At 56.6% G+C, this 15,614-nt stretch carries 10 protein-coding genes; 5 read left to right on the top strand and 5 right to left on the bottom strand.

All coding sequences use genetic code 11. The features are described from left to right. Window positions 1–9 precede the first annotated feature (9 nt). A complete protein-coding gene (gene nagB / locus QZ554_RS00425) occupies window positions 10–795 on the top strand; it encodes a glucosamine-6-phosphate deaminase (RefSeq protein ID WP_297193333.1) in 786 nt (261 codons plus the stop codon). Between the two features lie 250 nt (window positions 796–1,045). Beyond that, entirely contained in the window at window positions 1,046–2,596 is a 1,551-nt protein-coding gene (locus tag QZ554_RS00420) for an arylsulfatase (RefSeq protein WP_297193331.1), read from the top strand. 288 nt (window positions 2,597–2,884) lie between these two features. Here the strand turns inward: QZ554_RS00420 and QZ554_RS00415 are convergent, their stop codons facing one another. Both QZ554_RS00415 and QZ554_RS00410 read right to left on the bottom strand, forming a co-directional pair. Then, complete coding sequence (locus tag QZ554_RS00415; RefSeq protein ID WP_297193329.1) at window positions 2,885–3,673, bottom strand: UDP-2,3-diacylglucosamine diphosphatase; 789 nt, start codon at window positions 3,671–3,673, stop codon at window positions 2,885–2,887. Window positions 3,674–3,685: 12 nt separating this feature from the next. Next, window positions 3,686–4,009, bottom strand: coding sequence for an iron-sulfur cluster assembly protein (locus QZ554_RS00410; RefSeq protein WP_297193327.1), 324 nt, complete (start codon window positions 4,007–4,009; stop codon window positions 3,686–3,688). A gap of 780 nt (window positions 4,010–4,789) precedes the next feature. Between QZ554_RS00410 and QZ554_RS00405 the strand changes: the two genes are divergently transcribed. From QZ554_RS00405 to clpB, 3 genes are all read left to right on the top strand, one after another. Next, window positions 4,790–7,255: a glycoside hydrolase family 2 TIM barrel-domain containing protein gene (locus QZ554_RS00405; protein ID WP_297193368.1), complete on the top strand. Its 2,466-nt coding sequence runs from the start codon at window positions 4,790–4,792 to the stop codon at window positions 7,253–7,255. Window positions 7,256–7,267: 12 nt separating this feature from the next. Continuing rightward, a complete protein-coding gene (locus tag QZ554_RS00400; protein ID WP_297193325.1) occupies window positions 7,268–8,605 on the top strand; it encodes a hypothetical protein in 1,338 nt (445 codons plus the stop codon). A gap of 257 nt (window positions 8,606–8,862) precedes the next feature. Continuing rightward, a complete protein-coding gene (gene clpB, locus QZ554_RS00395) occupies window positions 8,863–11,454 on the top strand; it encodes an ATP-dependent chaperone ClpB (protein ID WP_297193323.1) in 2,592 nt (863 codons plus the stop codon). A gap of 119 nt (window positions 11,455–11,573) precedes the next feature. Here the strand turns inward: clpB and QZ554_RS00390 are convergent, their stop codons facing one another. From QZ554_RS00390 to QZ554_RS00380, 3 genes are read right to left on the bottom strand one after another with little or no spacing between them, the layout of a single operon-like run. After that, window positions 11,574–12,680 (bottom strand): DUF4876 domain-containing protein, encoded by a 1,107-nt coding sequence (locus tag QZ554_RS00390; RefSeq protein WP_297193320.1) that lies wholly within the window; start codon window positions 12,678–12,680, stop codon window positions 11,574–11,576. A 48-nt stretch (window positions 12,681–12,728) separates the two neighbouring features. After that, window positions 12,729–14,135 (bottom strand): hypothetical protein, encoded by a 1,407-nt coding sequence (locus QZ554_RS00385; RefSeq protein WP_297193318.1) that lies wholly within the window; start codon window positions 14,133–14,135, stop codon window positions 12,729–12,731. A gap of 25 nt (window positions 14,136–14,160) precedes the next feature. Beyond that, the gene (locus QZ554_RS00380; RefSeq protein ID WP_297193316.1) at window positions 14,161–15,609 is read right to left on the bottom strand and encodes a hypothetical protein; all 1,449 of its coding nucleotides are present in this window, start codon (window positions 15,607–15,609) and stop codon (window positions 14,161–14,163) included. Window positions 15,610–15,614: the final 5 nt, after the last annotated feature.

Genomic DNA, 15,614 nt, shown 5'->3' with positions numbered 1-15,614 from the left:
ACTAACCTAATGCGTCTTATCATCCAACCAGACTATAGTGGCATCTCGCAGTGGGCTGCTGACTATGTAGTCCGACGTATCAACGAGGCTCAGCCTACAGCCTCTAAGCCCTTCGTCCTCGGTCTGCCTACGGGCTCCTCTCCTCTGGGTATGTATCAGGCTCTTGTCGAGGCTTACCGTGCAGGACGTGTCTCCTTCGAGCACGTCGTCACCTTCAACATGGACGAGTATGTAGGTATCCCTAAGGATCACCCACAGAGCTACCATACGTTCATGTGGACGAACTTCTTCAGCCATATTGATATCAAGGCTGAGAACGTGCATATCCTCAATGGTAATGCACCCGACCTAGAGGCCGAGTGTGCAGCCTATGAGGCCGCTATACAGGCTGTCGGAGGGATAGACCTCTTCCTCGGGGGGATTGGCCCTGATGGGCATATCGCCTTCAACGAACCCGGCTCCTCACTCTCCTCCCGCACTCGTATCAAGACGCTCACGACAGATACGATCATCGCCAATAGCCGCTTCTTCGAGGGGGATGTGAACAAGGTGCCTAAGACCGCTCTCACAGTAGGTGTCGGTACGGTGATGTCCGCTCGCGAGGTACTCGTCCTCGTCAATGGCCATGGTAAGGCTCGTGCCCTACAGCAGGCTGTCGAGGGCTCGGTGAACCAGATGTGGACCATCACTGCCCTGCAGCTCCACCCCAAGGGGATCATCGTCTGCGATGAAGCCTCCTGCATCGACCTAAAGGTCGGTACCTATAGGTACTTCAAGGATATCGAGCGACTCTAGTCCTTCGCATCCATGCTTCCCTAGCTATACTAGGAGCTACCTTATACAGAGGCTACATATCCCCTAGGGATGTGTGGCCTCTGCCTTTCTTCATAGATGATGTGGGCAGAGGGGAATACTCGTCCCCTATGAGCTGGATATGCTTGGCTTGTAGGGGGCTAATGTGTACCTTTGCCCTGCCATTTAGGGGGTATCCCCCCGTACCCTAATGTATCTCCATAGACTGCACTCTGATACGAATATCTGCGGTATGAGACCACTTCTACTCTCCCATTCGGCTCTAGCCCTCCTTTCTGGGGCTACACTTCTCCATGCCCAGCAGGGCAAGCCCGCTCGCCCCAATGTCCTCGTCATCTACGCAGATGACCTCGGCTATGCCGACCTCGGATGCTATGGAGCCAAGAACGTACAGACATCCAATATCGATCGCCTGGCTCGCCAAGGCGTGCGCTTCACCAATGCCTATGCCGCTGCCGCCACGAGCACCCCCTCACGCTATGGGATGCTCACGGGGCAGTATGCCTGGCGTAGGGAGGGGACTGATGTCGCCCCAGGGAACGCTGGGATGATCATTCGCCCCGAGCAGTACACGTTGGCAGACCTCTTCAAGCAGGCTGGCTATGCGACAGCAGCCTTCGGCAAGTGGCACCTAGGTCTAGGGGACAAGACCGGCACACAGGACTGGAATGGGCTCGTCTCTCCTAGTCTCGGTGATCTAGGCTTCGACTACTCCTATATCATGGCTGCAACAGCAGACCGAGTACCCTGTGTCTTCATCGAGAATGGTCGGGTGGCTAACTATGACCCTTCAGCTCCGATCGAGGTCAGCTATCGCAAGCCCTTCGAGGGAGAGCCTACAGGCAAGACGCACCCAGAGCTCCTCTATAACCTTCGCTCAAGCCACGGGCACGATATGGCGATCGTCAATGGTATCGGACGTATCGGCTATATGAAGGGTGGGGGAAAGGCTCTATGGAAGGATGAGAATATCGCCGACTCCATCGCCACACGTGCCATCTCCTTCATTCAGACCCATCGGGCAGAGCACCGAGACCAACCCTTCTTCGTGTATCTAGCTACGAATGATGTGCATGTCCCCCGCTTCCCACACCCTCGCTTCCGAGGTCAGAGCGGTATGGGGCTGCGAGGAGATGCTATCGTACAGCTGGACTGGACGGTGGGCGAGGTGCTCCGTGCCCTAGATAGCCTCGGGATAGCAGACGATACCCTCGTCCTGCTCTCTAGTGATAATGGCGGTGTGATCGATGATGGCTATGATGATCAGGCTGAGGCTCTGCTGAAGGGGCATAATCCCTCGGGGATCTATCGTGGGTATAAGTATAGTGCCTTCGAGGGTGGAACACGCATCCCCGCTATCGTCCGTTGGCCTCGGCGCGTGCGTGGAGCACAGACCTCCTCGGCGCTTGTGAGTCAGACGGACTGGATCGCTTCCTTTGCCGAGCTCCTTGGGGTTAAGCTCCCCGAGGGAGCAGCCCCCGATAGCCGTGTACAGCTAGCGACTTGGTTGGGACGTTCGTCTAAGAGTCGTCCGTGGATCCTCCAGCAGGCAGCCGACAAGACCCTCAGCCTACGTAATGAGCGCTGGAAGTACATCGCCCCCTCATCACATGGCCCGATGATCACATGGGGACCCAAGATCGAGAGTGGTTACCTCCCGACTCCTCAGCTCTACGATATGAAGCGTGATCCGAGGGAACGTGTGAATGTCGCTGACCGCCACCCCGACATCATCCGCTACTTCCAGTCGCTAGAGGCTCGGATACGAGCCGGGCAGGAGTAAGGGAAAGAGTAAGGGTAAGAGAAGGAGTAAGGGAAAGAGAAAGAGTAAGGGTAAGAGCTATCTATCCTTCGACATAGTACGTAGTTGCTTCGTGTGTGCCTTTAGGATAGGCTCTTCTCATAGGTTAAGTAGAGTTCTACCCACGTTTCTAGGCAAGTATAGGGCAGGGATGCTCTAGCCTAATACGACATAATAAATAAGGTAAGGCACACCACCCACAGAGATGATGGGGTGGTGTACCTTACCTTTTACTATATAGCCAGAGTGAGACCTTAGCAGTCTCTGTCCTTAGTCTACCTCGAACTGATCTAGGTAGAGATGTTCCCCATCCCAGACCGCATAGGAATTGTATTGTAGCCAGTCGCCGAGGATGAGCACACGTTTGTCCCCTCGGAGGGCTAGGTCTAGGAGTAGGTGCCGATGCCCAAAGAGGTAGTAGTCGATCTCGGGGTGTCGCTCTGCGTGGTGCTTGGCGAAGAGTACGAGTAGCTCCTTCTCCACCTCGAAGTAGTCGTTGTGGTAGGCATGGGGGATCTTCCCATGGGCACGCCTTGCCATTCCTCGCTTGCGGCTACGTAGGGAGCAGCTAAGGGCAAAGCCTACTGTCCAGCGTGGATGAACAGCAGCATAGAGCATACGAGCAAGGGGGTTGCGGAAGAGCTTGTAGAGGAACTTGTTGGAGAACTTCTGCACACAGTACTCCTTATCCCCATGTGCTAGACGGAAGGTCTTCCCCATGAGCTCTACGGTGAGTGCATCGTGGTGTATGATCGCCCCGACCTCGTGGGTGAGATAGTCTCTGAACCACACATCGTGGTTGCCTGCGAAGAAGTGTATCTCTACCCCCTTATCATGCATCAGAGCGACCTGCCCTAGGAAGCGTACGTGACCCTGAGGAGCTACAGCCTTGTACTCAAACCAGTAGTCGAACATATCCCCTAGGAAATACACCGCCTTAGCCTCGGACTCTATACTCTGTAGCCAGCGCACCAGCCGACACTCTACGGCTCGGGGATCCTTGTGATAGCCCGACCCTAGGTGTGCGTCACTGGTGAAGAAGATCTTTGTACGCTTCATCTCTCCTCTTTACTATAGGAAGCCTAACTCTAGCATAGCCTCCTCACTCATCATATCCCTGTTCCACTCGGGCTCGAAGGTCAGCTGTATATCCACCCCTGTCACACCCTCGACATCCTCCACCTTGAGCCGTACATCCTCTAGGATGAAGTCAGCGGCAGGACAGTTGGGGGCAGTGAGGGTCATCGTGATGGTCACATGCTTATCGTCGGTGAGCTCGACACAATAGATGAGTCCCAGGTCATAGACATTCACTGGGATCTCAGGGTCGTAGACCGTACGTAGGGCGGAGACTATATCTTCCTCTATACGGAGGTATTCGTTTTCGTCTGACATATATTTGTACTATTGATATGTATTTATAGAAACTCTCAAGCGCCCCTAATGGTTGAGCCATATAGCCTTAGGGTGCTATGGGAGGGCAAAGGAATGTGCAGTCCTCAAGGGCAAAGAAACACAAAATCTCGGTAATATTTGTAGTAAATTAGCCATTCTGAGAGACCTTAAGGCTAGGGCTGACGCATGATCTCGCTCGCATGCTCTTGCCTTTGGATCTTCGGGGGTATCATTCGTATCCCAAGGAGCCTTAGCCCATCACTAAAGATCCTAGGCATTATCCCCAAGGAATAGACCTACAAGCGAGCCCTAGAGAGGAGATACTTAGAGCGCACTTGTGTACACGCGTGTATACAGTTGTGTACACGTGGGTATACAGTTGTGTACACACGTGTATACTTATCCCTCCTCGGTAGGAAGTGTTCGCTTGGCATATCTATGCTGAGACATAGATACTTCTATCTTTGGGCGTATGCTCCCCCACGACCTTGCCCTCGCACTATGGTGATTTCATGCGTGAGCCCTGGCTGTATGGGAGGATGGGGGGCTGTGGTCTACGGGTGTTTTCGTATCTTTGACCAGCAGAGCCCCTCGCCTAAGGGGGGCTCTACTGATGTAGATGTATAGTACACCCAAATATAGATTTTGCTTCCTATGAAGAGACTAGTCGCATCGGCCCTCACGCTGGGCTGTGCCCTTAGCCTACCCTTCCTTAGTCTACCCCTCTCGGGCCAGCGCACGGTAGAGCGTCTGGAGAAGCGCATCGCCCAGCTTGAAAAGATGGTTAGTGAATACCTCTCGGGCCAGCGCATGGTAGAGCGTCTGGAGAAGGGATGGCGATTTACCCGAGTAGATGACCCCAAGGCCTCCGCCGAGGGGTACGACGACAGCAAGTGGAGCCGTGTCGTCGTACCCCATGACTGGGCGATCTACGGCCCCTTTAGCTTCGACAACGACAAGCAGCATCTAGCCATCACGCAGGATGGGCAGAAGGAGGCCATGGAGCACGCAGGCCGTACGGGTGGCCTCCCCTTCGTCGGGGTGGGCTGGTACCGCCGTACGCTTTCTATCCCCGAGGATCTTGGGCAGCGTAGGGTCGTCCTACGCTTCGATGGGGCGATGAGCCGTGCTCGTGTGTATGTCAATGGGCACGAGGCGGGCTATTGGCCCTACGGCTACAATAGCTTCCACCTCGATGTCACTCCCTACGTTCGCCCCGGCAAGGATAATACCCTAGCCGTACGACTGGAGAACAAGCACGAGAGCAGTCGCTGGTACCCCGGTGCAGGCCTCTACCGCAATGTCTACATGGTCATCACCGACCCCGTCCATGTGCCTACATGGGGGACACAGATCAAGACACCCGTCGTACGGGAAGACTTCGCCTATGTAGACGTCGAGACAAAGCTCGCTGGGCTGAAGACGCTTGGGAATAAAGTGCTGACGATCAAGACCCATATTCTCACCCCTCTGGGCACAAAGATCGCTAGCAAGAGCGTAGAGACTAAGGCTTCCTTCTGGGCTAAGGACAGCATCCTGCGCTCGGGCTTCGAGGTACGGAGGCCTCTACTCTGGGACATCGGTCATCCCTTCCTATATAAGTATGTCGTGGAGCTTTCGTCTGGTGGCAAGCTCCTAGACCGAGATACGACGACCTTCGGGATACGCTCGATCGAACTGAAGGCTGGCGATGGCTTCTACCTCAACGGACGCAAGATCAAGTTCCAGGGTGCTTGTCTGCACCACGACCTAGGTCCCCTCGGTGCTGCCGTGAACGAAGCTGCTATGCGCCGTCAGATACGTCTGATGCAGGATATGGGTGTCAATGCTATCCGTACCTCTCATAATATGCCTGCCCCTGAGTTCGTCCGTCTATGTGACGAGATGGGGATGCCGCTGATGGCCGAGAGCTTCGACTCCTGGGCTCAGCCCAAGGTGCCCAATGGCTACAACCTAGACTTCAACGAGTGGCATGAGCGTGATCTGGTGAACCTCATCCACCAGTTCCGCAACAGTCCCTCCGTCATCATGTGGAGCATCGGGAACGAAGTCCCCGAGCAGCCCTCTGCCGAGGGTGCTAAGCTCGCCTATCGCCTCCAGCAGATCTGCCACAGAGAGGACCCCACTCGCCCCGTCACCAACGGGATGGATAACCCCAAGGCAGTGCTCAAGACCGGTATGGCAGCTACACTAGATATACCGGGCTTCAACTACCGCCCCTTCCTCTATGATACGGCACATCGTGTCCTCCCACAGGGCTTCCTCCTCGGCTCCGAGACCTGCTCTACGGTCAGCTCACGAGGAGTATACAAGTTCCCCGTCGTGCGTAAGTCCATGGCCAAGTACCCCGACCATCAGTCCTCTAGCTACGACGTCGAGCACTGTGGGTGGAGCAACCTCCCCGAGGACGACTTCATGCGTCAGGAGGATCACAGCTGGAGCATGGGTGAGTTCATCTGGACGGGGATCGACTACCTCGGTGAGCCCACACCCTACTACAGCGACTGGCCCAGCCACTCCTCGCTCTTCGGTGCCGTGGACCTAGCAGGTATCCCTAAGGATCGCTTCTATCTCTATCGTAGCCACTGGAACAAGACTTCGCCCACGCTGCATATCCTACCCCACTGGACTTGGCCTGACCGAGTAGGTGAGGTGACCCCCATCTTCGTCTATACGAGCTACCCCGAGGCGGAGCTCTTCATCAACGGCAAGAGTCAGGGGCGTCAGCGCAAGGATCGCTCGATCACGATCGACGCTACGGAGAATGAAGAGAGCTTCAAGAACTTCACTCGTCAGAAGCGTTACCGCCTGATGTGGATGGACACGAAGTATGAGCCAGGAGAAGTCAAGGTTGTCGCCTACAACGACGCTGGTGAGGTAGCCGAGGAGAAGGTCATCCGCACCGCAGGCAAGCCCCATCACCTCGAGCTCGTAGCCGACCGTACGACACTCACGGCGGACGGACGGGATATAGCCTTCGTGACGGTGCGTGTGGTGGATAAGGAGGGCAACTTGATCCCTGATGATGCTCGCCTCTTGACCTTCCGTGTCACGGGTGCTGCTACCTTCCGTGCAGCTGCCTCGGGTAACCCTGCTTCTCTGGATGCCTTCCACCTGCCTCGTCACCACGCCTTCAGTGGTCAGCTTGTGACCCTCGTTCAGAGCTCCGAGCAGTCGGGCGAGGCTGTTCTCCATGTCTCGGCGAAGGGTCTGCCTACGGCTACTCTGCGCCTTCAGATCAAGTAGCCTCTATAACACTTGCGACCCTCCACCGCCCTCCGCCTACTGCTAGGCAGGGGAGCGATGGAGGGTCTTTCCTATCCCTCCCGCACGATGCCCTACTACACCCCGAGCGAGATTGAGCATATCCTCACCCTCACCCAGCAGTATCAGACGACGAGCCCCGAACGTATCCTCCTCGGCAAGGGGGCGATGAGCCGTGAGGAGCGAACCCTCGTCGCCCTCCAGCTAAGCGCTTGTGTAGCCCTCTCGAGGCGACTACCACGGTGGGCGGAGGTCGGAGCCTTCGTCCCCTCTGCTCTTGCTCTAGAGCAGTGCTCCAGCGAGGAGGCTGCCGAGTATAAGAGACGCTTCGCACGAGAGGATGACCGCCTCCTTGACCTCACCGGAGGAATGGGGGTAGACTTCGCCGCACTTAGGGCCGTGACGGCTCACGGGGTGTATGTGGAGCGTCATGAGGAGCTATCCTCTGCCGCAGCCTATAACCTCCCTCGCCTCCTCCCCACTCAGCCGAGTGAGGTGATCTGTGGGGAGTCGCTAGAGCTCCTCCCAGAGCTCCTCGGGCGTTACCGCCCGAGCCTTATCTACCTAGACCCTGCACGTAGGGAAGGGCACGACCAGCATCGTAGGGTCTATGCCATCGAGGACTGCGAGCCTGACCTTCGGGAACTCCTACCGAGACTACGCTCGCTCTATGCTTCGCTTGGCTGTCCGCTCCCTCGCCTTCTGGTCAAGCTCTCCCCGATGCTGGACATCACCCATACCCTGCAGAGTGTGCCCTGCGTCACCGAGCTACATGTCGTAGCCGTGCGGGGCGAGGTGAAGGAGCTCCTGCTGTCCCTTGACCTAAGCCTAGGCGAGGGCATGCCCGAGGCAGGGACAGTCACCATCACGGCGGCGAACCTCCTAGGCTCGGAGCGACCTACCCAGACCTTCACACAGCCCCGTGCACTAGCTCATGAGGGAGAACTCACGGCGAGCTACGCCACTGAGCTCTCGACCTATCTCTATGAGCCGAATGCTGCCCTCATGAAGTCGGGGCTCTTCAAGACCTTAGCGGAGACTTTCGCTCTGCAGCCCCTCCACCCCAGCACCCATCTCTATACCTCGAGCCATCGGGTCGTGGAGTTCCCCGGGCGAGTATTTGAGGTACGAGCTGTCTATCCCTTTGCCTCCTCCACCCTTCGTCGGCTGGGGCGAGAGCTCGGGGCTGCACAGATTTCGTGTCGCAACTTCCCCCTCTCGCCCGAAGCCCTTCGTGCTAAGCTCGGCATCAAGGATAGCGATGCCCAGACGCTCTTCGCCCTCACACTCTCCCCCTCCCTCCCCCTCATGGTCCTCTGCCACCGCCTGTAGCGAGCGGGGGAATCCCGTTCCTTTGGGGGGCTTATCCTCTTCGTATCTCTTTAGGCTAGGTAGTGGGCTTTGTGCTCACTACCTAGCCTCTTTTTAAGTGGAGGTTGTAGTGTCTGGGCTGACAATATGTCGCAAATAGGGTGGTTTAGGGGGTGCGGAGTCAGTTTTATGTGACTTATTGTCATGTTCTTAGGGCGGCACGGCCTTTGGAAGAGGGTAGGTGTAGATAACGAAATCTACACATAATAGAATAGAATATGAATATAAATAAGTATACAATCAAGTCGCAGGAGGCTCTACAGGCTGCCATCGATCTGGCTCGCAGGAATGGCAACCAGTCCATTGAGCCCGCGCACCTGCTCGGGAGCTTGCTCTCGGCGGGAGATAGCCTGATGGACTTCCTCTTCTCCAAGCTCGCTGTACAGCGTGCCCGAGTAGAGGAAGCCAACAACGTCGCCCTCTCTCACCTGCCCAAGGTCTCCGGTGGGGAACCCTACCTGAGCCAGAGTGCCAACGAGGTACTCAACAAGGCGGAGGATCTTGCCCGTGAGATGCAGGACGAGTACGTAGCCGTCGAGCACATCCTCATGGCGCTTGTCATGGTGGATAGCCCTACGGCTCGTATGCTGAAGTCCGACTTCGGAGTGAATATCTCCGACCTCAAGAAGGCCGTAGAAGAGCTCCACAAGGGCAACCGTGTGACCAGCCAGCATGCCGAGGAGCAGTATAACTCCCTTAGTAAGTATGCGATTAACCTCTGCGAGCGTGCTCGTGAGGGCAAGCTTGACCCGGTCATCGGGCGTGATGATGAGATCCGCCGTGTCTTGCAGATCCTATCCCGTAGGACGAAGAACAACCCAATCCTCATCGGTGAACCCGGTGTGGGGAAGACCGCCATCGCCGAAGGGCTCGCCTATCGTATCGTTCGTGGGGACGTCCCCGAGAACCTTCGCTCCAAGCAGGTCTATTCCCTCGACATGGGTGCCCTCATCGCTGGGGCAAAGTACAAGGGTGAGTTCGAGGAACGTCTGAAGGCCGTCGTCGGCGAAGTCACCAAGAGCGAAGGGGAGATCATCCTCTTCATCGACGAGATCCACACCCTAGTAGGTGCCGGTAAGGGCGAGGGGGCTATGGACGCTGCTAATATCCTCAAGCCTGCACTAGCTCGTGGTGAACTGCGTGCTATCGGTGCTACCACCCTCGACGAGTATCAGAAGTACTTCGAGAAGGATAAGGCTCTGGAGCGACGCTTCCAGATGGTCATGGTCGAGGAGCCCGATGAGGCAAGCAGCATCTCTATCCTTCGTGGACTGAAGGAGAAGTATGAGAACCACCACAAGGTGCGTATCAAGGATGATGCGATCATCGCTGCCGTACGTCTCTCCGACCGGTATATCACCGATCGCTTCCTTCCCGACAAGGCTATTGACCTCATGGATGAGGCTGCTGCCCGTCTGAGGATGCAGATCGACTCCCTCCCTGAGGACCTCGATGAGATCGGGCGAAGAATTACACAGCTTGAGATCGAGCGTGAGGCCATCCGTAGAGAGAACGATGAGGCCAAGCTCGATGAGCTGAACAAGGAGATCGCTTCCCTCAAGGAGCAGGAGGCCACCGACAAGGCCAAGTGGATGCGGGAGCAAGAGCTCATCAATCGTATCCAGCAGGCCAAGATCGATATTGAGCGTCTACGCTTCGAGGCCGAGCGTGCAGAGCAGGTCGGTGACTACGGCAAGGTAGCAGAGATCCGCTACGGCAAGCTCAAGGAGAAGGAGGCAGAGATCGCAGCCACACAGGCCGAGCTCGCCAAAGCGCAGGGTGAGGAAGGAGCGATGATACGTGAGGAAGTCGGGGCAGAGGATATCGCCGATATCGTCTCTCGCTGGACGGGCATTCCCGTAGGGAAGATGCTCCAGAGTGAGCGTGAGAAGCTCCTTCACCTGGAGGACGAACTCCATCGCCGTGTCGTCGGTCAGGACCTTGCCATCGAGGCTGTAGCTGACGCTGTCCGTCGCTCACGTGCTGGTCTGCAGGATCCCAAGCGTCCGATAGGCTCCTTCCTCTTCCTCGGTACTACGGGGGTAGGGAAGACGGAGCTCGCCAAGGCCCTGGCCGAGGTGCTCTTCGATGACGAGACGATGCTCACCCGTATCGATATGAGCGAGTATCAGGAGAAGTTCTCCGCCACTCGTCTCATCGGTGCTCCTCCGGGATACGTAGGCTACGATGAAGGAGGACAGCTGACGGAGGCTATCCGTCGCAAGCCCTACTCGGTCGTCCTCTTCGATGAGATCGAGAAGGCACACCCCGATGTCTTCAATGTCCTCCTCCAGGTGCTGGATGACGGCCGTCTGACGGACAATAAGGGTCGGGTGGTGAACTTCAAGAATACGATCATCATCATGACGAGCAATATGGGCTCTGACCTCATACGTGAGCGTTTCGCCAATGTCCCCGAGGGCAAGATGCAGCAGACGATCGATGAGACCCGCGAGCTGGTGCTGGATCTCCTGAAGCGGACGATCCGCCCAGAGTTCCTCAATCGTATCGATGAGACGATCGTCTTCACACCTCTGACCAAGTCCGATATCGAGCGTATCGTCCGTCTACAGCTAGACGCTACCGCCCATGTCTTGGCCTCTACAGGCATAGAACTGCACTACACGGATGCCGCTGTCAGCTGGATAGCAGAGGCTGGGTATGATCCAGAGTTCGGTGCTCGTCCGGTACGTCGTGTGATCCAGCATAGTGTCCTCAATGAGCTCTCGAAGAGCATCCTTTCGGGTTCGGTCGATCGCTCCAGTGTGATCACCCTAGATGCCGAGGACGGCAAGCTACTCTTCCGCTAAGCGCAGCGTAACGAGTATTATTTGTGAGTTGTTAGAAGAGGCGAAGGCTGCATACACAGGGGTGTATGCAGCCTTCGCTGTATTATCTCGCCACCTGCTCGCAGTGGAGGGATTGGGGACTACTTGATGGTATTGCCGTTGGCGTCCTTGCGGGAGAGTGAGGCTGCCTTGATCTCGAAGTCCGTGGTGGAATTGTCGTCATCGACGAACTTCCGTCCGTCCCACCTACGGGTCAGGGCTAGGCCAGAGAATTTGGGGTAGTCGCTGTGCCTAAGCTCAGAGAAGGGGACGTCGGTCACGGCATTGTAACCCTTGTCAAGCTTGCTGGGGCGCATCTGGAAGCGACGCTTGGGGCAGACCGTCATGCAGTCGATCACATTGGCGAAGGGGATCTCGATAGCATAGAAGTCTGCGAAGGCACTGCTCGTGACATTGATGTAGTGGCGGTAGCCCTTCTTTTGCTTGGTCTCCTGGTAGTTGTTCTTGAAGTCCTCGAGCGACCAAGGGAGACGAACGAGGGCGATACCGTTGGCCTGCTGGAGGTACTTCAGCTCGAAGTAGGGGGTCTGACGTCCCTTGGCATCCGGCTCGACGAGGATAGGCTCTAGGTCGGGGACATTGGGGTTGTTCTTAGTTGCTCCGCCGTACTTGATGTTGCTCCACTCGAAGTCTGCCTTGGTGAGGTCGAGCAGGGCATCTAGCCCCTTGTACTCCGTGAGGTCTGGCTCGGCCTCGCCCTCCTCCTTGGCGGCCTCTCGGATACTACGGATGAAGTCCTCCTTGTAGTCGATTGCATACTGCGCTATGGTGATGGACTGCTTGGGCTGTATCGGGTGGTCGTGCCCCGAGCCGGGGAAGTAGGAGATGGAGCTGATGCCGTAGTAGCGATTGACGAAGTTGTCACCCGGGGCGAAGGTGATCGAGATCGTTGGGTCTATAGCGTGGATACAGAGGGCGAGCCCGTCGAGGTACTTCACCTCATTGGTGGGATTGTAGATGATGATGTACTGGTCGTCGCTGACCATTTGGTTGCGAGCAGGGAAGTTGTAGCCCTTGAACTCACGTCGCCAGTAGTGGCCTGAGTAGAAGACCTCCTTGATGATGAGGTGATCGACTTTGCTCTTGGAGGTAGACTGCTTCTTGGGCATGCCGTTGCGTGTACAGCTAGCCGAGAGGGCTATGAGGCAGAGGGCTATGAGTAGCCAAGGTGATCTATAGCGGTTCATTGCTGGATCTATGCTAAAGTCATGAATGGAGGGGGTAGGGGAAGAGGGCTAGAGGAACCAGTTGCCTAGTCCCGAGCCTCCACCTACGCCGTGGGTCTGGAGGTTCTGTGAGGCCTCGAGGGCTTCGGCAGAGGGGAGTCCGATCTCCTGACCTAGGAAGTAGTAGTAGGGGTCGTTAGGGTCGATGGCGGTAGGGTCGGTGTCGAAGCTACTGCAGTAGACCTTGATGGGGAGGTTGAAGCGGAAGACTTCCTTCCACTGAGAGTCCTGACCATAGTCCTTCGCCTCATCGGGTAGGTGTGCCTCGGCACAGATGAACTTACTGATGAACTGGTAGGTAGAGTGCCTGCTGAGGTACTCGTCACGGGGGATAAGCGCCTTCTTGCCCTTAGGACACTTCATGATCCGTACCGATAGGTAGAACTTCGGGAGCAGGTAGGTCGGGCGTGTATACTTCCCGCTCTTGCCCGTCGTGGGGTCTACACGCTGGGTGATCTCCAGAGGCCACTCCCGCTGGTCATCGCTCTCGTCCGCCTCGATATCGAAGTTGAAGTGTCCCTTCAACCCGACACGATCCTGGTCATAGGGAGCGACAGCCCAGTCGGCATCGTGGCGAGTAAGGGGAGGGAGGAGGCGCTGATTGAAGAGCTCACGTGCGCCATCGCCCATAGCGTCATGGATCCAGGTATCGCGGTAGGTGTACTTGAAGACCTTGTCGGAGACATCGGCACGTGCCTTCCACGTGGTCTTGTCGGCAAAGAAAGGTGAGGGGACAGGTGTTGGGTCGATTGTCCCCCCCTTCATCCATTGTCCGTACCTATCGTGCTTGGCACGCCAGGTACCCCGGCAGTCCATAACTTCGTAGGGGGCGCCCTTGTCATCCACATCACTCACGGTGAAGAAGATCTGATACTGGTCGGACTGGTTGAGTATGCGGTCGTTGATGAGGTTGCCTGCCTTGTCGAAGAAGTAGAGGCAGAGCCCCCAGCGCTTCAGTCTTCCACCGATGATGCGGATGTAGTTAGGGCCTTGCTTGCCCTCTCCCTGCTCGAGGTGTGTGACGGTGCTGTTACGTTGGATCTCCACCCGAGGCCAAGGGCCCGAGGTGTTGTGGATGATGGCGAACTGCTCCTGTCTCCAGGGGGCATTCTGATAGACGAAGTTCCCGTGCATCATCCCGTCTCCGTGGGAGTGCCCCTCCTTGAACATCACGAGGCAGGTAGCCCAGTCGCCGAAGGCTCCCCCGGCATCGGGGTTCGAGAGGCCACTGTCTGTTACCTTGACCTTCTTGAGGCTATCGACGTAGTGGTCTGCCCCACTTCGGGGGACGGGTTTGGCTAGGAGTGGGTTCTCGTTGTAGTCTACGTGTACGTCTCCGAAGACGAACTTCTCACACGAGGTGGCAAGGGCGACGAAGGCGGCTAGTAGGGGTACGAGTCTGAGTATCTTATTCATGTTGAGTCGCTGATTGATAGGGGGGTTACATCACCACGGCACTGCGTCTGTAGTGCTGCTGTAGGTAGCCTCTAGGGTTCGAGAGGAGCTGCCAGAGCTGTGCCTTGTCCACCTCGGGGTAGAATCGCTTGACATCTTCGTAGCACTTGTCTATCCCATCCTTAGGACTGGCGATGACACGTACAGGGATGGGGTAGTCGATGTCGAAGCTATCCCAGCCGGGCTGGATCTGATTGAAGTCCCAGAGGTAGCCGTTAGCTTCGTTGTTGGCATTACCATACTTAGCGGGCTTCTCGGTCTCGCCCACGTGCTGCTGTACCTTGTTGAGGATATGGCAGATCTTTACCTGAAGCTGAAAGGCGAGGTTTGCCTTCTTGAACTGTAGGACACCCTTGAAGCCCAGCCTATCCCTAGGTGTACCACTATCGAGACTTCTATTCTGTCGTAGGAAGCCGACGGTCTCGCCGTAGCGTTGGCGTGGGGCATCGGTGTCGGGGTCGATGAAGTCGTCGTTGTACGAGTCGGTGAAGAGCTTCCCCAGCTCCTCCTCTACGGGGTCTGTATCTCGGTACTCGTAGGTGAAGATCTCGGGGGTGATCTTATTGAGGTGCATCATGTCGATGACCTTGTAGAGGCGATAGCTGAGGCCGTCCTTCCACTGTAGGAGCTCGGTAGCCTCGGGTTTGCCGGAGCGTTCGATTGCCTTCCATGCTAGCTCAGTGTCGTAGGCTACTTGGTTGGAGCCAAAGGTGAAGCCATCGGGAGCGAAGATATTGGAGAGCGAATACTTAGAGGCAGGCTCGGGTGCACCATCCTTGAGGCGGAAGGTGTACCGGTCGTAGAACGTGGCGGGAGAGGCTAGTGAGCGTGGGTAGGCGAGCTGTACTCCTCGCTGATGTATGGCCTTGCCGCCCTTGACCTCTTGGTTGAGGGAGGTATTGCCGATGCCGAAGAAGTGCTGGTGCACCAGGAGCGTGGCGTTTGCTTCGTCGGGGATGCTGACACCCTCGCTATTCTTCTTGTAGGGGTAGCCCGAGAACTGGTGGTTGATGAGCATTCCGTTCTGGTCGTAATACTTGAGCTCTAGTCCGTAGTAGATGTCCTCCGAGGCGATGACGTCGAAGTGGTCACGTTCGGTGGTGATGGTCATCTGCCCCTCATCGTCCTTGGCGATATCGATCTCCTGAGTGAGGGGGATCATCTTGGGGTCGCCCACAGTGTGGTAGGTCAGGTAGGTCTCTACCTGCTCGTTCCCGTCGGGGCCTACACCGATCATATCTCCCTTGTGCCCCATGCGCAGTATGATGTGCACGGCATAGATCTGCTCATGCCCCTTGACATCACGCTCGATGGAGGAGGGGGGAGCCTGGACGATCTTCTTGAAGAACTCATCTACTCGGTCTGCGGAGCAGCTACTGAGTAGACTGCCCAGCATCATGGCGGAGAGGACGAGACTGGTATATAAGCGGTTCATAGTGC

Source organism: uncultured Porphyromonas sp., assembly GCF_915070105.1.
GTDB lineage: Bacteria > Bacteroidota > Bacteroidia > Bacteroidales > Porphyromonadaceae > Porphyromonas.
This window is presented reverse-complemented; position numbering and strand designations above follow the sequence as displayed.

What these genes read in the sequence shown, in the direction of transcription:
- nagB (WP_297193333.1), top strand. Translation starts at nt 10, where the DNA reads ATGCGTCTTATCATCCAACCAGACTATAGTGGCATCTCGCAGTGGGCT.
- QZ554_RS00420 (WP_297193331.1), top strand. Translation starts at nt 1,046, where the DNA reads ATGAGACCACTTCTACTCTCCCATTCGGCTCTAGCCCTCCTTTCTGGG.
- QZ554_RS00415 (WP_297193329.1), bottom strand. Translation starts at nt 3,673, where the DNA reads ATGAAGCGTACAAAGATCTTCTTCACCAGTGACGCACACCTAGGGTCG.
- QZ554_RS00410 (WP_297193327.1), bottom strand. Translation starts at nt 4,009, where the DNA reads ATGTCAGACGAAAACGAATACCTCCGTATAGAGGAAGATATAGTCTCC.
- QZ554_RS00405 (WP_297193368.1), top strand. Translation starts at nt 4,790, where the DNA reads ATGGTTAGTGAATACCTCTCGGGCCAGCGCATGGTAGAGCGTCTGGAG.
- clpB (WP_297193323.1), top strand. Translation starts at nt 8,863, where the DNA reads ATGAATATAAATAAGTATACAATCAAGTCGCAGGAGGCTCTACAGGCT.
- QZ554_RS00390 (WP_297193320.1), bottom strand. Translation starts at nt 12,680, where the DNA reads ATGAACCGCTATAGATCACCTTGGCTACTCATAGCCCTCTGCCTCATA.
- QZ554_RS00385 (WP_297193318.1), bottom strand. Translation starts at nt 14,135, where the DNA reads ATGAATAAGATACTCAGACTCGTACCCCTACTAGCCGCCTTCGTCGCC.
- QZ554_RS00380 (WP_297193316.1), bottom strand. Translation starts at nt 15,609, where the DNA reads ATGAACCGCTTATATACCAGTCTCGTCCTCTCCGCCATGATGCTGGGC.